Origin of the sequence: Caproicibacterium amylolyticum (genome assembly GCF_014467055.1) — a bacterium.
Classification (GTDB): domain Bacteria; phylum Bacillota; class Clostridia; order Oscillospirales; family Acutalibacteraceae; genus Caproicibacterium; species Caproicibacterium amylolyticum.
This window is the reverse complement of the sequence record NZ_CP060696.1, coordinates 1,218,476-1,243,340: the sequence shown is the minus strand read 5'-3', so window position 1 is coordinate 1,243,340 and position 24,865 is coordinate 1,218,476. Positions and strand designations below refer to the sequence as shown.

Annotated in this window: 21 protein-coding genes; 4 read left to right on the top strand and 17 right to left on the bottom strand. The window is 43.2% G+C overall.

What is annotated here, in order from left to right; all coding sequences use genetic code 11:
* Positions 1-47 precede the first annotated feature (47 nt).
* From H6X83_RS05935 to H6X83_RS05910, 6 genes are all read right to left on the bottom strand, one after another.
* Positions 48-1,076 carry a M42 family metallopeptidase gene (locus H6X83_RS05935; protein WP_343063141.1) on the bottom strand — a complete coding sequence of 343 codons (1,029 nt, stop codon included), beginning with the start codon at positions 1,074-1,076 and terminating at the stop codon, positions 48-50.
* 193 nt (positions 1,077-1,269) lie between these two features.
* Entirely contained in the window at positions 1,270-2,064 is a 795-nt protein-coding gene (locus H6X83_RS05930; protein ID WP_212508209.1) for a TPM domain-containing protein, read from the bottom strand.
* A gap of 24 nt (positions 2,065-2,088) precedes the next feature.
* Positions 2,089-2,676 carry a LemA family protein gene (locus H6X83_RS05925; RefSeq protein WP_212508506.1) on the bottom strand — a complete coding sequence of 196 codons (588 nt, stop codon included), beginning with the start codon at positions 2,674-2,676 and terminating at the stop codon, positions 2,089-2,091.
* A 202-nt stretch (positions 2,677-2,878) separates the two neighbouring features.
* Positions 2,879-3,697, bottom strand: a complete 819-nt coding sequence (locus H6X83_RS05920) for a sugar nucleotide-binding protein (protein ID WP_212508208.1) — start codon at positions 3,695-3,697, stop codon at positions 2,879-2,881.
* A 27-nt stretch (positions 3,698-3,724) separates the two neighbouring features.
* The gene (locus H6X83_RS05915) at positions 3,725-4,021 is read right to left on the bottom strand and encodes a hypothetical protein (protein ID WP_212508207.1); all 297 of its coding nucleotides are present in this window, start codon (positions 4,019-4,021) and stop codon (positions 3,725-3,727) included.
* Between the two features lie 435 nt (positions 4,022-4,456).
* Entirely contained in the window at positions 4,457-5,749 is a 1,293-nt protein-coding gene (locus H6X83_RS05910) for a phage portal protein (RefSeq protein WP_212508206.1), read from the bottom strand.
* Between the two features lie 162 nt (positions 5,750-5,911).
* Here H6X83_RS05910 and H6X83_RS05905 point away from each other — a divergent pair.
* Positions 5,912-7,062 (top strand): IS3 family transposase gene (locus H6X83_RS05905; protein WP_246419068.1). Its coding sequence is split into 2 segments (ribosomal slippage): positions 5,912-6,170 and positions 6,170-7,062, totalling 1,152 coding nucleotides; the frame shifts between segments, so codons are not numbered across the junction.
* Between the two features lie 55 nt (positions 7,063-7,117).
* Here the strand turns inward: H6X83_RS05905 and H6X83_RS05900 are convergent.
* From H6X83_RS05900 to H6X83_RS05875, 6 genes are all read right to left on the bottom strand, one after another.
* Positions 7,118-8,455, bottom strand: coding sequence for an Ig-like domain-containing protein (locus tag H6X83_RS05900; RefSeq protein ID WP_212508205.1), 1,338 nt, complete (start codon positions 8,453-8,455; stop codon positions 7,118-7,120).
* 11 nt (positions 8,456-8,466) lie between these two features.
* Entirely contained in the window at positions 8,467-8,817 is a 351-nt protein-coding gene (locus H6X83_RS05895; RefSeq protein ID WP_246419540.1) for a hypothetical protein, read from the bottom strand.
* A 287-nt stretch (positions 8,818-9,104) separates the two neighbouring features.
* Positions 9,105-10,097, bottom strand: coding sequence for a hypothetical protein (locus tag H6X83_RS05890; protein ID WP_212508204.1), 993 nt, complete (start codon positions 10,095-10,097; stop codon positions 9,105-9,107).
* Between the two features lie 983 nt (positions 10,098-11,080).
* Complete coding sequence (locus H6X83_RS05885; RefSeq protein ID WP_246419537.1) at positions 11,081-11,998, bottom strand: tyrosine-type recombinase/integrase; 918 nt, start codon at positions 11,996-11,998, stop codon at positions 11,081-11,083.
* Between the two features lie 128 nt (positions 11,999-12,126).
* Complete coding sequence (locus tag H6X83_RS05880; protein WP_212508203.1) at positions 12,127-12,870, bottom strand: YebC/PmpR family DNA-binding transcriptional regulator; 744 nt, start codon at positions 12,868-12,870, stop codon at positions 12,127-12,129.
* A 109-nt stretch (positions 12,871-12,979) separates the two neighbouring features.
* Entirely contained in the window at positions 12,980-13,495 is a 516-nt protein-coding gene (locus tag H6X83_RS05875; RefSeq protein WP_212508202.1) for a peptidylprolyl isomerase, read from the bottom strand.
* A gap of 310 nt (positions 13,496-13,805) precedes the next feature.
* On the opposite strand from H6X83_RS05875, the gene H6X83_RS05870 reads away from it, so the two are divergent.
* Both H6X83_RS05870 and H6X83_RS05865 read left to right on the top strand, forming a co-directional pair.
* Positions 13,806-16,721: an acyl-CoA dehydratase activase gene (locus tag H6X83_RS05870; RefSeq protein WP_212508201.1), complete on the top strand. Its 2,916-nt coding sequence runs from the start codon at positions 13,806-13,808 to the stop codon at positions 16,719-16,721.
* Positions 16,722-16,733: 12 nt separating this feature from the next.
* Positions 16,734-18,008: a 2-hydroxyacyl-CoA dehydratase gene (locus H6X83_RS05865; RefSeq protein ID WP_212508200.1), complete on the top strand. Its 1,275-nt coding sequence runs from the start codon at positions 16,734-16,736 to the stop codon at positions 18,006-18,008.
* A 193-nt stretch (positions 18,009-18,201) separates the two neighbouring features.
* Here the strand turns inward: H6X83_RS05865 and H6X83_RS05860 are convergent, their stop codons facing one another.
* The 5 genes from H6X83_RS05860 to H6X83_RS05840 form a co-directional block, all read right to left on the bottom strand.
* Entirely contained in the window at positions 18,202-19,812 is a 1,611-nt protein-coding gene (locus H6X83_RS05860; RefSeq protein WP_212508199.1) for an MBL fold metallo-hydrolase RNA specificity domain-containing protein, read from the bottom strand.
* A 27-nt stretch (positions 19,813-19,839) separates the two neighbouring features.
* Positions 19,840-20,598, bottom strand: coding sequence for an exodeoxyribonuclease III (locus tag H6X83_RS05855; RefSeq protein ID WP_212508198.1), 759 nt, complete (start codon positions 20,596-20,598; stop codon positions 19,840-19,842).
* Positions 20,599-20,670: 72 nt separating this feature from the next.
* On the bottom strand, positions 20,671-21,234 hold the full coding sequence (locus tag H6X83_RS05850; protein ID WP_212508197.1) for a type II secretion system protein: 564 nt from the start codon (positions 21,232-21,234) through the stop codon (positions 20,671-20,673).
* A gap of 111 nt (positions 21,235-21,345) precedes the next feature.
* Positions 21,346-21,849: a prepilin-type N-terminal cleavage/methylation domain-containing protein gene (locus tag H6X83_RS05845; protein ID WP_212508196.1), complete on the bottom strand. Its 504-nt coding sequence runs from the start codon at positions 21,847-21,849 to the stop codon at positions 21,346-21,348.
* 13 nt (positions 21,850-21,862) lie between these two features.
* On the bottom strand, positions 21,863-23,839 hold the full coding sequence (locus tag H6X83_RS05840) for a hypothetical protein (protein ID WP_212508195.1): 1,977 nt from the start codon (positions 23,837-23,839) through the stop codon (positions 21,863-21,865).
* A gap of 418 nt (positions 23,840-24,257) precedes the next feature.
* Between H6X83_RS05840 and H6X83_RS14570 the strand changes: the two genes are divergently transcribed.
* Positions 24,258-24,746, top strand: a complete 489-nt coding sequence (locus H6X83_RS14570; protein WP_246419534.1) for a prepilin-type N-terminal cleavage/methylation domain-containing protein — start codon at positions 24,258-24,260, stop codon at positions 24,744-24,746.
* Positions 24,747-24,865 lie beyond the last annotated feature (119 nt).

Below are 24,865 nucleotides of genomic sequence, written 5' to 3'. Positions count from 1 at the left end.
CGAACCTGCCTCAGTGCATTTGCGCCGGGACAGGTTCGCTTTGTTTTTCAGCTTTGCTTCAAGTACAGATTCAGCAGTTCAAACGTGTTTTTTACACCATTTACATGGGAGCGTTCATAGCCGTGGGAAGCATATACACCCGCACCGATCAAGCCATGCTTCAGATCATAGCCAGCAAAAAGCGCTGCCTCTGCGTCAGAACCGTAGTGCGGATAAATATCCACCGCATAATCCAGCCCACCTTGCTTTGCGCAGTTTACCAGTTCCGTTGTTACGCTGTAATCATACGGACCACCGGAATCCTCCGCACAAATGCTGACTTTCCGCTCAGTGCACTCCAATCCTTCGCCAACACATCCCATGTCCACGCTGAGAATTTCTTCTGCATCCGCAGGCAGTGCCCCGCAGGCACCATGACCGACTTCTTCGTAAACCGTAATAAAAACATAGACCTTGCGTTTAAGCTGGAGCTGTTCGTCACGAATCTTTTTCGCAAAACCCAGCAAAATAGCAACCGAAAGCTTATCATCCAGGAATCGGCTCTTAATGTAACCACTCTTCGTCACCGTTGTGCGCGGGTCAAAGCAGACAAAGTCACCATTGCAGATACCCAGAGCCTCTGTATCTTCTTTCTTTGCGACATCCTCATCAAGGACGACTTCCATACCTTTAAAAGTACGCTCCTGTTTGGAGTAATCACCGTTTACATGAATAGAGGGATCGTTCATCTGGAGTGTACCATCGTAAACCTTGCCGGAACGAGTATAAATTTTGCAGTTTTCTGTTTCGCAGTTATTGGCGTTCAGCCCGCCAATATTTGTAATGCGCAGACGTCCGTTTGCCTTCACCTGCGCAACAATCCCGCCGAGTGTGTCAATATGTGCGGAAAGGATAACCGGGTGTTCCTCACCGCCAAGCTCGCACACCACGCAGCCTTTGTTGGTCTTGTGCGGCGCAAAGCCGAGTCTTTTCAGTTGGTCGACGGTATAATCCGTTACAGCGGCCGTAAAGCCGCTGGGGCTGTCAATCGCTGTTAAATGTTTCAACTGGTCCAGTATGTAGTCTGTATAATCCATTTTCATCCTTCTTTCTGCTTTTATCATATCACAGAAAGCTTATTTTGAAAATGGCTGCTTTGTTGCTCCGCTGCTGTCCAAATGATTTCATGTTGATTCATTCCCGCTTCTGGAGCCCTGCTATAAAAAAGGGCGGATAATAAAGACAATTTTCACTGTCTTTGTTATCCGGTCTTTTGTAAATATTAACATTTTAAAAGCTGCCTGACGCGCCGCCGCCGTCTGAGGAACCGCCCCCACCGGAAAAGCCGCCGAAGCCACCGCCCCCACCGGAGGAACCGCCGAAAAATGTATCGTCGTTGCCATTAAAGCCACCAAAACCACCGAAGCCACCGAAACCGCCGCCAAAATAATGATGGTGATGATGCCGACCACCAAAAAGGCTGAGAAGTACAATAATGAGAATAAAAACTACAGTACCTACTTTTACAAATGACTTTGGAATATTATTCTCCTCTTTATTTTCCGGAGCTGAAATCTCTGATGCTTCTATGCCCAATTTCCCAAGCGTCTTTACATAAATCTCACGGATACCGGCATCAAAGTCATTTTTCTTCAGATAAGATTTTCCAGTATCCAATAAATCCTTTGCTTCTACATCTGTCAAGTCGCCCTGCAGGCCGTTGCCGACTTCAATCTTATCCTTTCTGTCACCTGTTGAAAGCAGCAAAAGCAGCCCTTTATCTGTTTCTTTGCTGCCAATGCCCCACTTGCTGAAAAGTGCATTCGCATAGTCTTCAACAGACTCATTGTTTAGATTCTCCACGGTTACTACGACGAACTGGATTCCCTTTTCTTTTTCCAGTTTTTTGCTTTCCGCATTGATTTGGTCTTTGGTACTTTGGGAAAGAACTCCGGCAAAGTCATTTGCAAAGTTTGTGGTAGGCTCTGGTACCTGAATACCGTCAGCAAAAGCCGCAATGCCAGAAGCAGCAAACACCAGAACACACAAAAAAGCGCATGCCAACCGTTTGATTCCTTGTTTCATGATTTTTCCACCCTAACTGCCCTCTTATTTTGTGGACGCAGTACTGCTGGAAAAGTCCACGGTTGGTACTTTGGTAGCCGAGTCATCTGCCTTGAAAAGATCCGCCTCCCGAAAACCGGTCATATTTGCAATCAGGCTTGTCGGGAATTTTTGAATATCCGCATTGTACTCTCCTGCTGCGGTATTGTACTTGCCGCGTGTCTGGCGGATACGGTTTTCCGTTCCTTCCAGTTCCACGGTCAGGTCACGGAACTGACTGTTGGACTGCACCGTTGGATACTGTTCCGCAACGACCAGCAAACGGCTGACTGCACCGTCCAGTTCTGTGTTGGCTGCATCTTTTTCCTTTACGGAACTGGCACCAGCCAGCTTTGTGCGTGCATTGGCAATGTCGTCATAGATGCTTTTTTCTACATTTGCCGCACCTTTCACCGTGTTCACAAGGTTCGGAATCAGGTCATTGCGGCGCTGCAGCTCCGTGTCAATCTGTGAAAGCTGTGTTTTTACATTCTGCCGTTTGGTTACAAGACCATTGTAAGTGCTGATGGATGCAATCACCAAAATAACAATGACCACCAGAATGCCGATACCAATTATGCCGCCGGTGCTCATTTTGCGGCGGGGCTGTGTCTGATACATTGGCGCACCATTTTGACCATTACTGAAATTTTCGTTCATCATAAATCCTCCAGATACAAAAACAGGAGTAGAGTACCTACTCCCCAGCAAAAATATTCTTCTCATAGGCTATCATAGCATAAAGTTTTCTGCCAGACAATACCTGCCATCGAAAATTTATTATGCCCAAATTGATTTAAACTGATTCCGATTGAAACAGTCTGTCCAACAGCATATCTATGGTAAAATACTGCGCTGCCGGCAAATCACTGCGGGCTGTCAGCACCGCTTGAAAAGCATTCTCCTCCGAACGTTCTGCTTCAAACAGCGGTGCAAGATGCAACTGCTTGGCAATTTTTCGCCGAAATTCTGCATGTGAGCACATATCACTGGTACCAACATGAAAAACGCCGCGCAAATCTTTCTGTAAAATTTCCTGTACGCAGTCAGCTATCTGCGAATCCAGCGTATAGTTAAGAAAATCATTTTCGTAAACATGAATTGCCTGCCCATTTTTCGCCATAGCTTTCATTGCAGAAAGCCGCGGGCAGTCTTTTCCCCAAACTTCCGGGATTCGCAAAATCACACAGCGACTTCCAAGCGCTTCACGCAAAAGTGCTTCACACTGCATTTTAAAAACGCCATACTCGCTTTTGGCATCCAGCGTATCATTTTCATAATGTGGTGCTGTTAGGGAATTGTCAAACACATTGGCAGTGGAAAAGTAAATCAGACGGCTGTCTTCTTTTCCTTTCAAAAATTTAGTCAGTCGCCTATGCAGGCAAAGCTGCGCCGCAAAGTCACCACGCATACAGGAAATGATGACCTGCGGTTTTACGGCCTGCAGAAGTTCTGTAAATCTGTTTCCATCTGTTGCATCCAGCCGAAACATCTTATCATCTGCATGATATGCATCAATCTGGCGGCAATATGTACCGCAAACATCTTCGGCAAAGAGTTTTTGCCGAAGCGCTCTGCCAACCAACCCGCTTGCTCCTAAAATTAAAATTTTCACTTTTTACTTGCTTTGTAAGTATCCACTTTAAATTAAGTCAATTTTCCAGTTTTGTGCCATTGCCAACTCAATCTGCTGTTCCATCTGGGCTTCGTTATCGTCATTAATTACAAATGGCTTCACATAGACATTACAGTAATCATCTCGATAATTTATTATTGTTCGTGCAATCTCGAATCCATCCGGCTCTGCAAAATATGGATCCTCAATATAGTCCCCTGTATGTGGAATGCAGTTGCTTTCATATTCTTTCCTCAAGAAGCGGAATTGGAGTGAATTTTTGAATTGAAGTTTAACATACAACTTTATTTTCATCTTTTTCATCTTCCCTTTTGTTAAGATGCTCGAATTATATCACATATTGGCAGACGTTTCAACATGAGATTTGATTTTGAGACTCATTATAGAATCATAGAATTTATGTGATTCATTTGCCACGCTGTTTATTAGACTAACAAAGTCCCCTGTCTGCAATGCAAACAGGGGACCACATCTTTACGCAACTGAATATTATTCTTCGTCGTCTGTTTCAGGGGCTTCCCAGTTGTGCCAGACATTCTGGACATCATGTGGATTTAACAAGCCAAATAACCTTGAAACCCGCATAAACACTGGACTTTTTAAGTTTCATTATACTAATTTGCTTCATTTTCGGCATGACGTATATCATTGTTTATAATGATTTTTTGTAACAACTCATGTTGAATATTATAGCATTATGGGGATAGCATTGCAATATGGGAACTGTGCTATACGTCACTAAATTTTTACATCATTCTTGTTGTCCTGAATTGGGACTTCATCTTTATCCTGTAGTCGTTGCATCTCCAACGCTGTATTAGTCGTATATGGACTAAGGTCAATAACTGTTTGCTTAGAAATAGCACCCATATCATATTGTGTCTTTAGTTCGTTAATCATGCTTTGTGTATCAACTGGACGATTGTAATTGAATGTGACATCTACTTCATCAAAATCATCATCTGTAAATGTCTTGCCTTGTAATGCCAGTAATTTCCTAAAATATTCAAAGCGCAGGTAAAATCCATCTTTCAGCACCTTAGTCATTTGCTTCGCTCTGTTGTCGCTCTGACTAAATAACAATTTCAATGAAATTTCACTTACATTAGCAATATTGCTTTGTCCTACTACTGCACTCGGCACACAAGCGATTGTATACAACTGTTGGATAAGATTGTCCAATTCCAGTTTTATACTATTATAATCCAGTGTAGCACTAGCATACTTAAAGCCGCCACCTGCTTCAAATACAAGCATTTCGCCGCACATATCTTTACTTACACTTGCATCTGTAGCACGTCCAGCACAAACACCAAGAGGATTCATTGATAATGTAGTAATAGCATCATCCAACTTTGATAGCAGATTTTCAATTTTATCCATAATAGGAATTAAGTCATTCATCGGACTATCACCAAAGAAATTATATGCTGTCTTATCCAATGACGCATAATGGATTGGCAATCCTGTAAGGTTTGGTTTTTCAGAAACCATTACATTATCTTTCCAAATTTGCACTTTATCAGGATAATATACATAATAATGTGCTGTGCCTGTATCGGCATCTTTCCAATATTCTACAAAAGCAATATAATTTTCTGCATCATCATAAACTGGATAAGCACTCTCGTTAGGAATGATGTGAGGTTTCACTACATTATTATCCATATAATCATACTCAAAGGCATTACCATACTTTGCCAAATCCTGTGCAATTTGATAATCTGCTGTATTGTAACGCCCCTTTTTATAAATCCTATTGAATTCCTTTACAATATTCTGCTCGCCTGTGATTGAAATAGGATTGCCCAATATGTAGGAAGCATGGAAATTTTCGATAATCTTTAATGTTTGCAATACAATCTTTGCAGTTGTATAGGTTTCACCTTTAAATTTAAAATCAGGACGTTTCAGCACCTTATGCATTCTCAGAAAATACTGCTTTATGTCTAACACGTTGCTAATACGCTGTTGGTGTTCACGCTCAAAAGGAACATCTTCAAACCAAAATGGTTTTGTCATATCTACCATTCTATCACACTCCTTAATGATAATTAATTCCGCATTTGATTCCCTGTAAGCCCATTCCTGCCGCCATACATAAATCATCGTGTGGATCTATATTAAATAAGTGGACACCTGAAGTAACTATCAATTATAATTAAGTAGACACCCAAAAGGAGGCACTTACTCATGTCCACTGGTAAAACCGGAACCCGATATGACGAAGATTTCAAACGAACTCTCGTCAACCTTTATCAATCTGGCGGCAAATCACAAGCAGCACTCTGTAAAGAGTATGGCGTTTCTATCACCGCACTTGGCCGTTGGATTAAACAATACTCAATCGTCGAAACGGATGATGGCGAAATACTAACTGCTAAGCAGGTCAAAGACCTCCAAAAGCGTAATGCTCAGCTTGAGGAGGAACTCCTTATACTAAAAAAAGCGATTGCCATCTTCACGCCACACTCAAACAACGATTAGAAGCTATTCATAAGCTCCGTTTCCAACACAATATCAAGCTCCTTTGTAAGGTTCTTGGCGTTAATCGAAGTACTTACTATAAGCATTACAACACCGAACCGGCTGATCGTACAAAAGACAATCAAACGATTGCAAAGCTTATTCTTAAAATCTATGCAGATTATAACAAACGTCTTGGAGCTTACAAGATTACCTATGTTCTCCAGCGTGATTATGGCATTAACATCAGTGTCGGACGAGTGTACCGACTGATGAGGACTCTAAAACTTCCACGGATGTCCACCGAAAAACCTTATAAAAATTATAAGCATCGGGACAACGGCGAGTGTACCAACCACCTTCACCAGGAGTTCAATCAGCAAACTCCAAACATTGTCTGGGCAAGTGATTTCACATACATCAAAGTTGCCGGCAAATGGTATTATCTTTGTATTGTAATGGATTTATTTTCTCGCAAAGTCATCTCCTGGAACATATCAGGCAAGCCAGATGTCGACCTCGTCATGACTGCGTTCAAAAAAGCTTATGATAGAAGAAACTGCCCTTCTGGACTTATGTTTCATTCTGATCGAGGATCTCAGTATACTGCTTTTTCATTTCGACAGCTTCTAGATTCTCTTAATGTTGTGCAATCATTTTCCAAAAAGGGCTATCCTTTTGATAATGCTTGCTGTGAAAGTTTCTTCAAATATCTAAAAAAAGAAGAAACCAACAGGAAAGCTTATCACTCCCTACAGGAATTACAGTTGTCCATATTCCAATATATTGAAGGATACTATAACTCAAGAAGGCCTCATGGCTCTCTTCGAATGCTAACACCTAACGAGAAAGAAGAACTGTTCTGGAATCAGGCTTAATTCCTGTTTCCAGTATGTTTTCCCTAATTATTGTGTCTACTTACTTGACTATAGTTCAATGCAATTTAAACGTTGCATTAATTAATGCAGTATTCCTTGCAATCTGCACAGTACATCTCAATGGATAACCGCTCACAGGTGCTACTAGAGTAATATCACTCGCTGTAATTCCTGTTAAATCTGAAAGAGTCCATACAGGAGTTAAACCAGTCAGAGTGTTACCGCTGCCATCTTGGAATAAAGCATTAATTGGCATAGCAGTACCACCCTCTTTAAGGGAAAGTATATTCGTGCTTAAATAATGAGTGCCATTATTATGTGTCATAATACAAATACCTGCTGAAACTGGCTGTGTCACTGAAACGGTGACTGTGGCAGTAAGATTTTGTTCAACCCATGTAGCAGTAAAGGTGACACTACCTGCCGCAAGGAATGTTACTTTGCCTGTGCTGTCAATCGTTGCAATAGATGTATCAGAGGAAGTCCATGTAATAGTGGCTGTAGAATCTGTTGTACCATTCTTTTGTGCATTGGCTATTAATGTTGGGGTGTCTGCTGTAGTATAAGAATCATCGGCAGTAATTGACAGAGAATAAGTATCAGGTTCAGTTATCGCTATTGTTTTTGTGCCACTTACGTTTTGACTTGTCCATGTTGCCGTTATAGTCACGCTGCCATCTGCAAGGAAATTGACAAGTCCAGTATTATCTACTGTTGCCAAAGATGTATCAGAGGATGTCCATACAAATGGAATATTATTGATAACTGTATCATCCTGCTTTGCTACTGCGGTCAGTTGTGCGGATTCTCCATGATGGTAGGAATCATTAGCAGTAATAGTAACTGTATATGTATGTGGTGTGGTTGCAATAACTTCACAATACAAATTGATAATATTATCCTTGTCAATTATATTATTTATCTTCCAATGCCGTCCACAAGAGTCAAATTGATTGTTAATTTCCAATAATTTTGTGATTGAATTTGGCTCTGCAATAATGTGCATATTACCGCTAATCACTGACATTACATTATTAATTTGTCCTAATCCATCGGCAATATCATAAGCATAGACAGGAATATTTACCTCGCCAGCATTGGTTATCATATTAATGGTTGTATTGGTTTCAATCAGATTAGATTTATAATATACATCATTCTCAGGAGTTTCCTGATTCAAGGCAAGAAAATGTTTCTTACCATAGGTCAACATTTGTCCCGCGTGAATACCACAATCGGCAGAATAAAATATTGTCAATCGGTTCTTTAATTGATTCAAGTCGTTATTACGCCTGAATATAACGTTATAGGACGCATTATCAGAATAGGCAGTAATTACCTTGCCCTCACGCTTTAGAGCGTCAGTAAAGGCAGAATAAGCCGTATTATACATTATATCACCCCTCAATCATGGAAAAGGAAATGTATATTGGATTCTTCTTCTGCCGTATCATCTGGAATACTGATAATCTTTGCATTAATATCGTTAAGACGTTCCTGTAAGTATTTGTATGCTTCACTTGTGGTAGCAAATTCTGTTGTCACAGAGCGGAACAAATCAATGTTATTTGCAAGAGAATCCAGTATATCATACACGGTTTGATATAGTGCTTTCTTCATAACATTACAATCGTAATTTGTGACTGAATCAAGTCCATTCTCATCCAGATACATGGAATAAGTATCATCTGAATAATAGTCTTTGTTATTGAGTTCTGTTTTCAGGCGATTCAATACCGTAATTGTATTTGCCATGCTATCAGTCCTTTCTAATGTTAGTTTAATGTTAATAAACAAATGAATTCAAATTTATATGGTAAGGTGGAGTAATTATACCCTGAAAAGTTTAATGTGAGATTTATGTAATTAAATAAATAAAATTGAGATAAGTTAAAGGTGCACGAAATTCCGTTTTCCCTTTTAAAAGGGTGTCGCGAAATGTGACACCCTAAATTAAGGCATAAAAATACCCCTACTTAGAATTTCAAGCAGGGGTAGATGGATTTACGCAATAGTTTATTTTTTATTAATTGAATCAGCAATTAATTTGTAATTTCAATTTTATCGGCATTAAGGTATGGATTATCTTCACCACTTAATGTACCATAAACTATACATTTTTTCCCTTTTTCAAATAATACTGGTCTGTCTAAATATGAATATGCAACCATATATTCATTATTATCCTTATCTACTATTTTAAGGGACTCGGTAACATATACCGTTTTGGTTTGAATATCTTTTGAAATTGAATCTTCGCCACTGCTTAAATGAGTATCTTTAATAGTACCAATTATTTTGTACTTTTTGTCTTTATTTGTATTCACGGCTCCATAATCTTGCTTAGTAATATTTTGATAACTAGACGCTGAAATATTGTCCCATATTTCATTACGAGATTTCAAATACAGTGTTACAGTTTTCGATTCACTGTCCATAGGTGACAGATATATAATGTAATTTGATAAATATATTGGAGAATTGACAGAATCCTTTGTATATGAATTAATTAAAATATCTGTTCTTTTGCTTGCTTCTGGTAATGACAATTTATTATCTACTGTTAAAAATAGATTTATTATTATTTGTTTAATTGTATGATTTTCAATTATCTCGCTAGCATCAATAGACATTTCTGCACTTGATTCATAATTTCCACTATCGTTTTTATAATAAGTAAGTTTATATTCTGAGTTATCATCGTCACTCATGGACTTTTTCATATTAATACTGATGCTATCATTATCGGAAATATTATCTGGATTACTAGCGGAATAATAAAAATCCAATTTATATTTATCATGGATTTTGACCATATTATTGTAGAAATTCTGAATATTAGAAGGAATATCTGGTATAATTTCTGAATCAGTACTTGAAGTTTGATCTGAACTTACGTTTTTACTTGTGGTAGAACTAGTTGATTTACTTTTTGATGTAGTACTCGAAGATACTGTATGATTTGAGGAACATCCAGTACAGAACATCATAATACTTACTAATAGAACACATGATAAAACACTTTTGATTTTCATATTTTTTCTCTCTCCTTTATTCGTTAATTGTAAACCAAATATTGGGTAGATTCAAGTTCAATTATGATATTTGTGAAATATTTTGTAAGTATAGAAGAGGTAAAATTTTATTGGCAGAAAAAAAGTGTGTTTGCTATAGCACTCTCTATAAATAAGGGGGTGTTACGTTTCGTTACTCCCCTTGTATATCAACGTATATTATATGTATAAATCATCCATCAATTTCTTACGCTGAATCCATAGCCATCATATAAAACTTTTATTTTATGGTGTGATATTGCCTAAATTATTAAGAGAATGGCTGTATTCCTATACTTTATCCGCTGTGATAAACACAATATATTGTATATGTCATTATGATTAGTCATTTATCACAAATAATTAACTGCTATTTACTCTATTTATTATGCAATAAATACAAATCTAATTAGGCAAAATAAGTATTTTGTATAATTACTACTTGCTAACACATAAATAGGCAGAATACTAGAGCCGAATAGATGAGATATGAATGATATTATAATTATGCGTATATTATGTATATTATAAATTGGATATTTATTGGATATATTGATAGTAATTAGTAATTGATAAATCGTTGCCGAAATCGGATACAATTATTCATACTGATATATACTGCTATATGACTATTTATAATCAAGAACATTGGAAAGTTTATAACTCAAATAGTTACAAAACTGTAATACTTAGTTTACATAACATCATCTTGCATCTAACTGTAAAGTATTATACCTTTACATATCACATAAAAAAAGAATACTACCTGCATAATGTCACTCTCATATCATACAGATAATATTCTATTCAGTCAATATCCCAACTTATTTTTATTAATGTTTCACACGAATTGTTTCACAAGGCATAAATCATTGCCTGTATGCCCTCACAAGCCGATATAATTTCAAATGCTAAAACTAATACTGAAATATCAGTAAAACACGCTCTAACAAGCCCACAGACGATTACAAATTCATTAACGGACTCGTTTTAATTGACTTACTCACAACATCCGCATCCTGTAATCCCTGTAAATATCGTTGTGTTATCTTGATATTTTCATGCCCCATTAATCTGCTCAACGAATACACATCAATACCATTCTTTAACTGCGCCTGTGCAAACCAATGCCTGCACGTATGAGGTGAACACCTTATTTCATCCCTTACGTTTGCTTGTATTCCACAACGCTTTACGATATTTTCAACTGCAACAACTGTCAATGGTCTACCTGTACGGCTCAAAAAATAATTATCATACTTTGGTATTCTATAGCAAAAGAATTCCTTAAAAGTTCTTTCATACTTCATCATTTGCTTTATCATGTATGGAGATAATCCTACTTGACGTTCTTTCTTTCCTTTGCCATAAATTCTAATATAACTATCCTCAATGGCTTTATTAGATAACTCGCAAAGTTCAAAGCAACGTACACCGGTATCAAACAGCATTTCCATAACCGTCTGATTTCTGATACTTAAATAGTCCTTACCTTTGCTGTACACTTTAAGCATCCGTTTAACTTCATCATCTGTAAAAGTTTTAATGATTGTTTTTGGCTCTTTTGCCCATCTTACTTTTAAAGTAGGATTTACTGTAATATATTCCTGCTCGCAAAGATACTTCCATAATGCTCTACATACTTTTAATAATCCATTAATATAGGTTTCCTTATGATTTGTTTTAATCATTTCTGCAAAAAAGGATTTGAGCACAATAACATTTACATCCTCTATCTGCTCTACTCCTTTGCTGTCAAGAAACTGTTGCAGAACATTCAAAGCGTTTCTATAACCTTTTACGGTTTTCTTTGTGAACTGTCTAATTTGACACTCATAAAGAAACTCTGCTATACATTCCTTAACTTTCATACCATCTTGCATAATGCATACCTCCGTATGATATACATCATGTCAAATCATGAAAGTAGAACATATAGCAGAGTCCAAAAACAGATTCCACAATTCAAATCAATAACGATTCTTAAAAAGTCCCGAAACCCGCTTGAATATTATTCTTCGTCGTCTGTTTCAGGGGCTTCCCAGTTGTGCCAGACATTCTGGACATCATCATTGTCCTCAAGTGCATCCAGCAGCTTCTGCATGCTGGCTTCTTTGTCTTCCGGCAGCTTAACATAAGTACTGGGCACCATCTGCACTTCAGCGGTTTCAAACTCATAGCCCTTATCAGTCAGATCACTGAGCACACCAGAGAAATCATCCGGCTCCGTGTAGATTTCAAGGACATCCTCATCTGCCTGAAAATCAGCTGCTCCCGCCTCAAGAGCGTCTTCCATGACTTTATCTTCATCATGGTCTTCGCGCTCGATCACCAGCACGCCTTTCTGCTCAAACATGAAAGATACGCAGCCGGTTGTGCCGAGATTGCCGCCAAATTTGTCAAACGAATGGCGAACATCCGCTGCCGTGCGGTTGCGGTTGTCAGACAGTGCTTCGACAATAACCGCTACACCGTTAGGGCCGTAACCTTCGTACACAATGTTTTCATACTTGGTGTCGTCGCCGTCACCTGCGGCTTTTTTAATGATACGCTCAATGTTATCATTTGGTACATTGGCCGCCTTTGCCTTGGCAATGCAGTCCTTCAGTTTGGAGTTGCTGGCCGGGTCGGGGCCGCCGCCCTCTTTTACTGCGACCGCGAGTTCGCGGCCGATTTTGGTAAAGACTTTTGCTTTAGCGCCGTCTGTCTTTTCTTTTTTCCGTTTAATATTGTTCCATTTCGAATGGCCAGACATATTGCATTTCCTCCTGACAAAATAACTCTCAATAGTATAGCACAAACCGCTATCTATGGCAAGAAAAAGCTTTCGCTGCAGAAAAAAGCCGCCTTGTGGCGGCTGAAGCTTACATTTTTTCCGGTGTCGGGTAATCTTTTCCGAAGGTTTCGACAGTTACTTTAATCATCGTCTGATCTTCCTTTGGGCGGTCGCTGCGGTCACGGCGGGCAGAAACGATTTTATCAGCTGCATCCATTCCCTCGGTCACCTTTCCAAATGCCGCATACTGACCATCGAGATGCGGTGCATCCGCTACCATCAAGAAGAACTGACTACCTGCAGAGTTCGGCATCATGGTGCGAGCCATGCTCAAAACACCGCGGGAATGTTTCAGGTCATTCTGGAAACCATTGTCGCTGAATTCTCCGCGAATGCTGTAATCCGGGCCGCCCATGCCAGTACCCTCCGGGTCGCCGCCTTGAATCATAAAGCCAGGAATGACACGGTGAAAAATGGTACCGTCATAAAAGCCGGATTTGATTAAGCTGATAAAATTATTGACAGTATTCGGTGCCACTTCGGGGTAAAGCTCTGCCTTAATGGCGCCCGCTGAGGTTTCAAATGTAACAACAGGATTCTGCATAACTGAGAGTACCTCCAAATATTTCTTTTTTAAATGTATAGTATAGTATAACCCAAAATTCAAAAGCGGGCAAGTACTAACAAAATTTGATGGCAAAACAAGGCTCTTTCCGTGAACGCGCTGGCTTGACAGATACCTCCCAAAACGATAAAATATAATGATTGTTCGTATTTTTGCGGCTGTGCTGACCTTTTCTATATATAGTATGGCTGTTTTTATCATCAAATTTAAATTTTATTAATAATTGTACTGTCAAAAGGACAGCTGCAGCTTCATCCATTTCCGCCTGTGCGGGAGAAAGGGGTTCCACATGAAGATTGGACTCGACGTTGGCTCCACCACAATCAAAAGTGTTGTGCTGGACGACAAAGATAAAATTATTTTCAAATCCTATGAGCGTCACTACTCGCAAATTACTGAAAAAATGACCGAACTGCTTACCAGAATCCGTAATGAAGTCATCTGCGGCAAAGAAGCACAGCTGACAATTTCCGGCTCAGCCGGTATGGGCATCAGTGAAACCTGCAGCCTGCCCTTTGTACAGGAAGTTTACGCCACCCGCATTGCTACCGGCCGCCTGCTGCCGCAAACCGACTGTATTATTGAGCTGGGCGGTGAAGACGCAAAAATTTTGTTCCTGACCGGCGGCACAGAAGTCCGTATGAATGGCAGCTGCGCCGGCGGGACAGGCGCTTTTATCGACCAGATGGCAACTTTACTGAACATTTCCCTGCAGGACATGGACACGCTTTCCGCTCAATACGAAAAAATTTACACCATTGCTTCCCGCTGCGGTGTTTTTGCAAAAAGTGACATCCAGCCATTGTTGAATCAGGGAGCACGCAAAAGTGACCTTTCCGCCAGCATTTTTGCCGCTGTGGCAAATCAGACCATTGCTGGCCTTGCACAGGGGCGCCCGATTACCGGCAACATTCTGTACCTTGGCGGACCGCTGACATTCCTCAGCGGTCTGCGGCGCGCATTTGACACAGCTCTGAAAACAACCGGCACCTGCCCGGAGAACAGTCTTTACTTCGTTGCAATGGGCGCGGCTTTCAGCAGCGAAATTGAAATTGATTTAGATACCGCACTGAAAAACATTGCCTCCTACGGCAGAACTGGCAACTTCCGCAGCATTGAACCGCTGTTTAAGAATCAGGCAGAATATGATGCTTTCATTGAACGCCACAGTCAGTGCAAAGCACCGCGCGGAGATCTTGCTGCCTATAAAGGTCCTGCATATCTTGGTATTGACTCCGGTTCCACCACCATTAAAGCAGTTGTTATGGGCAGTGACGGACAGATTCTGGACAGCATTTACCGCAGCAATGCCGGCAACCCGGTGCCAATCGTGCGTGAATATTTGCTTGACCTGTACAAAGCGCGTCCCGATCTGAAATTCACGGCTGCTGCAGTCACCGGTTACGGTGAAGAACTGCTGAAGCACGCCTTTAACTTGGATTTTGGCATTGTAGAAACCATTGCGCACTTTACTGCCGCCAAACGTTTTATGCCAAACGTCGACTTTGTCATTGACATCGGCGGCCAGGACATGAAGTGCTTTAAAATCCGCAACGGCGCAATCGACAACATTTTCCTGAACGAAGCGTGCTCCTCCGGCTGCGGCTCATTCCTGCAGACCTTTGCCAGCACACTGGGATATAAAATTGAAGACTTTGCAAAAATGGGTCTGTTTGCAAAGCATCCAGTAGACCTCGGCAGCCGCTGTACCGTCTTTATGAACAGTCAGGTAAAGCAGGCACAAAAAGACGGTGCCACCACAGAGGACATTTCCGCGGGACTTTCCGTCAGTGTTGTAAAAAATGCACTGTACAAAGTAATCCGCGTTTCCTCTGCGGAGGAACTTGGCCGCAATATCGTTGTGCAAGGCGGTACTTTCCTAAATGACGCGGTTTTGCGTGTGTTTGAAAAAGAAATGAACGTCAATGTGGTGCGCCCGGATATTTCCGGCCTGATGGGTGCCTACGGCGCGGCGGTTTACGCAATGCAGAAGTCACTGCGCCGCGATGAAAATTCTTCTTCTCTGATTTCCATGGAAGAACTGGAAAACTTTAAGCACGAAGTCAAGGTGACCAACTGCGGCCTGTGCAACAACAACTGCCGCCTGACCATCAACATTTTTGACGGCGGACGGCGCTTTATCGGCGGCAACCGCTGTGAACGTCCGGTCACCAAGCGCAGCAGTGCCGGTGCGGATATCGACCTGTTTGAATACAAGCTGAACAAGCTGCAGTCCTATGTGCCGGTGCCTGCCGGAAAGCGCGGCAAAATCGGCATTCCCATGGCACTGAATCTATATGAACTGCTGCCGTTCTGGCACACATTTTTCTCTATGCTCGGTTTTGAAGTAGTAACTTCTCCCCTTTCCAACCGGGAACTGTACATTGAAGGGCAAAGCACCATTCCAAGCGACACGGTCTGCTTCCCCGCAAAGCTGGCACACGGTCATATCATGAAGCTGCTGGATGAGGGCATCAAAAACATTTTTTACCCCTGCATGAGCTACAACTTTGATGAACACCGCAGTGACAACCACTACAACTGCCCGGTAGTTGCCTACTATCCGGAAGTGCTTGCCGCAAACATGCCGCAGCTTAAGAGCGTCAACTTCATTAATGATTATGTTGGTATTCACCGCCCACACGATTTCCCGAAAAAGATGACGGAAATTTTGAATTCACACTTTGACAGCAAGTTTGAACTCAAAGAAGTGAAATTTGCCGCAGACGCCGCCTACAAAGCCTATGATGACTACATGAAAGACATCCGTAAAAAGGGCGACGAAATCATCGACCGCGCACGTCTGGAACATAAACAGATTATCGTGCTTGCAGGGCGGCCGTACCACCTTGACCCTGAGGTAAACCACGGCATTCACAAGCTAGTCACCAGCCTGGGTGCTGCCGTTGTCAGTGAAGATGTGGTGGCAGAGCGCATGGATAAAGAACCTGTCAATGTGCTGAACCAGTGGACCTACCACGCAAGGCTTTACTCCGCTGCAGAGTATGTTTCCACACAGGACGACATGAATCTGGTGCAGATGGTTTCCTTCGGCTGTGGTCTGGATGCTGTTACCACAGACGAAGTGCGCAGTATTCTGGAAGCGCACGATAAAATTTATACGCAAATTAAAATTGACGAAATCACAAATCTGGGTGCCGTAAAGATTCGGCTGCGCAGTCTTTTTGCTGCGTTGGAACAGTGAGGTTACTGAAATATGGCAGAATTAGTATACGACAATAACGGGCGGCTCCTCTTTACTAAAGCGATGAAAGAGGAATACACCATTCTCATCCCCATGATGCTGCCGGTACACTTTAAGCTGTTCGTTGGCGTGCTGCGCAATGCGGGCTACAAAATTGAGCTGTTGGAAAACAGCGGCCCCGCAGTTGTGCAGGAGGGCCTAAAGTATGTACACAACGACGCCTGCTACCCCGCTCTGCTGGTAATCGGGCAGTTTCTGGATGCACTGCACTCCGGCAAATATGACCTTGACCACACAGCACTGCTGCTGACACAAACCGGCGGCGGCTGCCGCGCAAGCAACTACATTCATTTGCTGCGCAAAGCCATGCACAAGGCAAATTTCGATAAAATTCCGATTATCAGCCTGAACCTTGTCGGGTTGGAAAAGAACCCTGGTTTCTCCATTGACCTCGGCATCATCCGCCGCCTGCTGGCAGGTGTGGTTTACGGCGACACCATGATGTGCTTAAATAATCAGATTAAGCCTTACGAAGTCACCAAGGGCCAAAGTGAGGTGCTGTTGGACAGCTGGACCAAAAAGCTGAACGATCAGTTTACACATGGCAAGGGCATCGGCATGAGTGAACAGTGCAAAAACCTCAAGCTGATTATGAAGGACTTTGCCGCGGTTCCCGTAAAGAAAATACCGAAAGTGCGCGTTGGCATCGTCGGCGAAATTTATGTAAAATACGCTGCGTTTGCAAACAATAATCTGGAGGATTTCCTTGCGGAACAGGACTGTGAAGTAAATGTGCCTGGCCTGATGAACTTCCTGCTGTTCATGCTGGAGCACCGTCCGGATGATGTCATGCTTTACGGCGGCAACCCCATCCCCTCTGCTATTTCTGAGATGCTCTTCAAGTATGTCACGAAAATGCAGAATTCTATTACAGAAGTATTCAAACCCTATCCCCAATTTCTTGCCCCCACCGAGTTTACGCATGTGCACGAGTTGGTAAAGGGTGTTATCGGCTATGGTGCAAAAATGGGCGAAGGCTGGCTTTTGACGGCGGAAATGCTGGAACTTGCCGAATGTGGCTTCGAAAACATTATCTGTGCCCAGCCGTTCGGCTGCCTGCCGAACCACATTGTCGGTAAGGGCATGATTCGTAAAATCAAGGAAGTCAATCCAATGGCAAACATTGTCCCGATAGACTACGACCCAGGCGCTACCAAAGTAAACCAGGAAAACCGCATCAAACTAATGCTTGCAGTTGCGCGTGAGAACATGAATGCAGAATCGTAAAGGACCCTTTCAATAAAAGTTTCGCCTGCGGGTCTTATCTCTCGACCGTAAAGCTGCTTGTGGAATAAGATTGTGGGGCAGCGCCCCACACTTCGCAGCCTTGTTCACAAGACTGGTGAAAACTTCACTGAAAAAAACAAAAAGTTAAAAAGAAGCGACACTTCCTTTGAAAGTGTCGCTTCTTTTTGCGTATTTATCTGTCCCACTTTTCACACAGCGCCAAAATCTGGTCTGCAAACTTGGCAAGGTCTTTGTTGGTACCACCCTCGTTATGCTGCACAACTTCCTCCAAACGCTTCTGCGCCTGCACCAAACGCGCATATACCGGCGAATAATACTTGCTCTTGTAATCTGCCGGACGTGCCGGATGCAGCCTTTCCGGGGAAATACCCTCCTCAGTCACGCGATCGGCAAGCAGATCATATGCTGTTTCAAAATTGGGTGCATAAGCATCATAACCCTTGGTACACAGTTCCGCTGTGAAACTTTCACAGCACTGACGCTCACCATGCACAACAAATACTTTTTGTACACTGGTTGGGAAAGAACCAATCCATTCCAGCAGACCGGTGTGATCAGCGTGACCAGACATCGCACGAAAATTGTAAATATGCGCTTTTACAGCAATTTGCTCGCCAAACAGTTTCACACTGTCCACACCATCCAGCAGCATGCGGCCCAAGGTACCGCCTGCCTGATAGCCGACAAATACCACCGCGCACTCCGGCCGCCAAAGGTTGTGCTTCAAGTGGTGACGGATGCGTCCCGCTTCACACATGCCGCTGGAAGAGATGATTACCTTGGGAACGCCGTCCTCATTCAGTGACTTTGATTCCTCCACACTTTCCGTGATGTGAAGATTAGAAAACTGCAGCGGTTTAAACCCGCTGTCAATTAAATTAGCCGTTTCTTGATCCACATAACCGTGCAGGTCGCTGCTGTAAATAGCAGTTGCTTCTGCTGCTAGCGGAGAATCCACATAGACCGGAAAATTAGGGTTGCCTGGTGTTAAATGGCGTTCCTTGATTTCTCTGAAGAAGTACAGCAATTCCTGAGTACGTCCCACTGCAAAGGACGGAATGACAACATTACCGCCTTTTGTCAGCGTCTGGTCAATAATATCCGCAAATACTTTCGCGTAATCCTCTGTCTTTTCATGTTCTCGGTCACCGTATGTAGACTCCATCACTACATAGTCTGCCTCATGCATATACTGCGGGTCACAGATAATCGGCTGGCCTTTGTTGCCGATATCGCCGGAAAAAACCAGCTTTTTGGTCACATCGTCTTCTGTTGCCCAAACTTCCACAGAAGCGCTGCCAAGCAGATGGCCGGCATCGTTGAAGCGAACACGCACACCCTCACAGAGCTCCACTGTTTCGCCGTATTCACAGCCTTGTATCAACTTGATGGCTGCTAACGCATCATCCACTGTGTACAATGGTGCCTTCGGTTTTTTGCCCGCACGGCGACCCTTGCGCATAGCCTGCTGGGCATCCATCTCCTGTATATGGGCGCTGTCGCGCAGCATAATGTCCATTAAATAAGCCGTTTTCTGCGTTGCAAGGATCTCGCCCTGAAAACCCTGTTTCACCAAAAGCGGAAGCCTGCCAGTGTGGTCGATATGTGCGTGTGTAACCAAAACATAATCAACCAAATTAGCGTAAAACGGCAGTTTGCTGTTGTCCGTTTCATCTGCACCCTGCTGGAGTCCGCAGTCGATTAAAATATGCTTTCCGTTCACGGTCAGGCAGTGACAGCTGCCCGTAACTTCTTTATCAGCACCATAAAACGTAAGTTCCATTCTGTAAAACACCTGCCTGCAAAAAAATTAGTCAGCGTCAAGCTCCAAAAGCACCGGGCAGTGGTCACTGCCGTAAACTTCCGAAAGGATTTCACTGCTTCTGACTTGTGGAAACAGCCGGTTCGAAGTTAGAAAATAGTCAATACGCCAGCCCGCATTCTTTTCCCGTGCGTGAAAGCGGTAACTCCACCAACTGTAGGCACCGGCCAGCTGCGGATGCAGCTTCCGAAAGGTATCCGTAAAGCCCGCCTGCAGCAACTCGGTGAATTTTTCACGCTCTTGGTCGGAAAATCCGGCGTTTCCGCGGTTCGGCGCCGGATTTTTCAGGTCAATTTCTTCATGTGCGACGTTCAAGTCACCACAGAGGACGACCGGCTTTTTCGCGTCCAAAGAAAGCAGATAAGCGCGTGCGGCATCCTCCCACTGCATGCGGTAATCGATTCGTGCCAGCTCCTGCTGTGCATTTGGCGTATAAAACGTCACTAAATAAAATTCCGGAAACTCCAGCGTAATGCTGCGCCCCTCCCCCACATGCGCCGGGTCACCAATATCATAAGCAACCGAAAGCGGCTCCCTGCGTGTAAACACAGCTGTGCCGGAGTAGCCCTTTTTCTCTGCAGAGTTCCAGTACTGACGGTAACCGGACAGTTCTATTTCTGCCTGCTCCGGCTGCATTTTTGTTTCCTGTATGCAGAAAACATCCGCCTGCTCTGCCGCAAAAAAATCCAGAAAACCTTTTTTCAGGCAGGCACGCAGGCCGTTGACGTTCCATGAAATCAACTTCATACGGTTCTATTTTGAATACACAGAATCGGTACTCTTTCCTTTCTTAATCATTTGTAAATAAAACAAAGCTGTTCAGCCAGCGGCAGAGTCCGCAGGCAGTACCATATAAACCGCACCTTCTGTAAGCCGGTACCGATACGCGCCAAGCCCGGAGCAGTTGTTCAGCACAATGCCACCGCTTTGCGTAAATGCAGAATTGCGCGACGCAGTATAAGTATATGCGGTATCCTGCGAGGAAATTGCATAACCAAGGGAGCCATCCTCCTGCACCGTCAGCTGCAGCTGTGCAATGTTGTCCACCAAAGCTGTTCGCTGCCAAGTTTCTGTGGACGATACTTTCTGCTCAATCAGCAGTGCGGGTTCTTCACCGTTTGCGGTCAAGGACAGACGAATGGCCGGTTTCCCTTTTACATCTCCGCTGTTAGGTGAAACGCTGGTCGTAACTGCAGCGTAGCGACGCAGATAACTTTCCGCTAAGCTAGCACTCTGCTGACCGGTTGCATTTGCGGAAGCTTTGCGGCTGCTGTCTGCTGCTGCATACAATGCAGTACAGGCAGCTGCCATGACTACTGCTGTAAACGCAACTGTAACAATCAGTTCAACCAGCGTAAGGCCTTTTTTGCTGCGCAGTTTCATTCGCTGTCACTCCCTTTCGCACAACGGCTGCGGCAGGCTTGCCCCTACAACTCAATAAGTTGGGTGTTGTGTCAATTATAAGCTATTTCCTTTCCATCTGCAAATCATTTTTCAGGCAGTCTTAGCTGCATAGGCCGTCAGCTGCACGCAGCTGGTTGCGGTAGTCCCTGGATAAGTGACAGCCACTTCTATTTTATAAAGTTCTAAATTTGCCGAAGCTTCCGCTGAAATTGTTTTTTTCGGGTCGCTTGGATTTTTTCCCTCAAAATGATACAAATATTCATCTGTGCTGGCCCGGGTAATGCGGTACTGATATTTTTTGCCGTTTGTCTGTGGAAAAGTCACTGACGCATCGGTCGTTTTTTTGGTGTCACCTGCCGGATAGGCAGTACCCGAAAGCTGCGCTGCCACACCATCTTTTTTCACAAGATTCATCAGAGTATCCGCCATGCTCTGTGCCTGTGCGGCAGCCTTACTCTGTGCGCTGTTGGCATAAATCGAATTCTGTGCAGCAGTAATGCCGGTGAAAACAGCCAGAACAACCACCGCAAGGATCAGCACCGCCGCAATTAATTCAACCAGTGTAGCGCCGCGCTTGCCGCACAGAAAACGCACGCCGCATTTTTTCCTATCCCTGCGTATAGTAACCACTGCCTTCCGTATTGACCTTTTCTGCCGATGATGTACTTCCGGATTCCGTACCGCCGCCGCTTTCACTGGATGAAGACTTGTTTTCCTCTTGATGCTGTGCAAAGAAAGCTTTGGCTTCGTCGCTGAAAAGATTCAGTTTGTTTGCCACGGAATACGTACCCGCCCGAATGGTATAGGTTGTTCCGGCATAGTTCACCTGCAGGTCTGCCGGAACCGTAAGTGAAACAGCATCCTGAAAATTCAGGGAAGTCAAATACAGCTTGCTGCCTGCGTCCCCTGCAGTAAGCGGCAGTCCGCCGCCAAGCGTGCCGTCTGTGCGGGTGCTGTTGAACCACATGGAGTTTGCCTGCAGCACGATTGTACTGCCCGCTGGTACGATAAGCCCTTCCGTGCTGTTGACATATTCCATGAAAATATCCTTTGCCCGGTAGACTCCGAATTTTTTGCGTGCCTCTTGTTCTGCGTTGGACCAACCTGTAGACAGTCCAAAGTCCTTCAACGTAAAATGAAAATCCTTCCAATTCGCATCATCCACCATGGTATCTGAAAAAGCATTTCCCCAACTACGCGAAGAAGCAACATAAAGGAAAGCTGAAACATTGGAAAGCTCCCCTTTGTGTCCGTTATAATTGCTGCTGGGCAATCCACCGGAAAGATTGCCGTAGCTGTCAGCCCAGTAGGCGCAAAGATTCCATGTGGAATTTTGCATTTCCGCATTGCCCTGAATCAAGCCGCGTGGATAGTTGTTGTCTTTCGAATCATAGCAGTCTTGAATCGTTTCTACCCGCGTACTGCTGACAGAGGCAGGCAATTTCTCCTCCGCTACAGGTTCCAACAGTTGATTGCCGTTAAAGTCGCGCAGGTCACTGTGCAAATCATAAAGATTCATGCCATCCTTAAAATAATAATACCCTTTGGGAATGGTAAATGTCCGCTTCAGCTGATTGCCATCCACCGTTACTGTACAGTCATTGGCAAAACAAATGACACCGCGCTGCCCCACTGTGCGGCTCTGCAGCAGGAACTTGCTTTCATGAGCATTAGACGTGGGATTTGCACGGTAGTCCTGTCCGGAAACATTGCCGTTAAAACAGACGAAGTCGGTAACCAGCCTGCCGTAAGAAGTATCATAGTAAGCCAGAGATTTTGGCTTGCACATCAGGTAAACCTCCGGTGCTGTCAGGCTGCACTGCTGCCGGGTCTGCTCGTCCAAATTATTGGGTCCCTGCATCATGTTCCACACAACAACCGGATACACAGAATATGCATTGGGTGTAATGTAGGGACTGTTTGAGTTAATATTTGGAATGACCGTATGAGCACCATAATTGGAGCCGGGCAGCAAAAAACCGTTTATTTTAGCCGCTGTGGTTTCCGGTTTCGGCTTTTGGTGTACCACCTGTGTAAAAAACGGCTGCTGAAAACGGAAATTCATTTTATATACACGGTTAGCCGCGGCACCATCGGATTGTGTAATTCCCTTGTAATGATAAGGAACGCTGGCCTGCAGGCTGCCAATGTCGCAGTCACTAACTGCTGGACCGCTGCTAAGCATAGCAGGATCTTTTGTGGCATCTCTGCTGAAAGATGCCGCCTGACTGTTCCCTATGTAAATTCCAAACTGTGCCGGTAAATTTCCCGTTTGTGCGGCGGTGACTGCCGCCTTTTGGTTAATGTTGTAAACATCTGCTCCGCCGGCGGACGCAATCCACTTTAAAGTCATACCATTCTCTGCTTGCTGTTTCTCCTGCTGTGCGTAAAGAGAAACATAAGCGCGGCCATATTCGACTGCCGACTTTGCATCCAGATAGGCTTGCCGCGCGGCGAGCGACGTTTGTGAAGAGTGCAGGTTAATACCCGCCAAAAAGACTAGCCCAGTTACCAAAATCATTAAAACTGCTGTCACGGTTATTACATAAACCAGCGCCGCACCCTGCCGAGATTTTTTCTTCATGCAAACCACCTTTTCAAATGTGCAAGCGATCGTTTTCGACTTTGTTATTTTTTATTGCTATGTATCTATATTGTGATTTTGACAAATACTTTTTTGCTTTGCAGATAACTATATGAATAATTCCAATTATAAAATTACTGTTTCGTTTTTTCAAGTGCATTTTGAAAATAAATCAATTTATAGCACATGATTTTGATTAATTTGTACATTATGCAGAATATATCGGTTAAATTTTTGGTTCTAAAATCCAATAAATCTACTGACTTTTTTACGTGTCTGTTTTAAAATGCAACTAGAGATTTAGGATTGATTTACATATTCAAACGAAATATGTCGGTTAGTCCTACTTCATATTTGCTTTTTGATTCCTAAATTGTGATTCATCAACATATTATTTTTCTAAAAGGAGATAGTCGAAATGAACCGAATTCAGACGAAAATGCAGTCCACTCTGGCAAAAAAGAAAAACAAAAAAGGCTTTACCCTGGTTGAGCTAGTCGTAGTTATTGCAATTCTCGCAATTTTGGCGCTGATTGCAATTCCAACTATCACAAACGTTATTAACACGGCAAACAAGAACACAAACGCTTCCAACGCGCAGACTGTACAGATGGCGCTGAAGTCTGCTTATGCCGAAGCCAAGTCTGGCACATGGAATGTTGATGCTTCAACATTAACTGTTGATGAAGCCCTGAAACATGAGGGTTTAGTTGGTCTGGACAATATGACTGGCCGAATTAAAGGAGGCGCAAACCAAACCTATTATTCAGATGGAAATGAAATTTACACATCTGATAATGACAAGAAACCAGCGAATGCGAAGGCTATAGAAAAAGGTACTACTGTAATATCCGTACTTCCCGACACCAATGCATCCAGTGCATCCTCTGCAACATCATCAACCTGACTTACATAATTTTTTCCCCAAAGAAAACAAGCCCCGCGAAAACCGGGGCTTGTTTTCTTACTTTCCCTTGTGTGGACCGGCAGTCAAACGGCTCACTCGCCGAATTTTTCAGAAAGTGT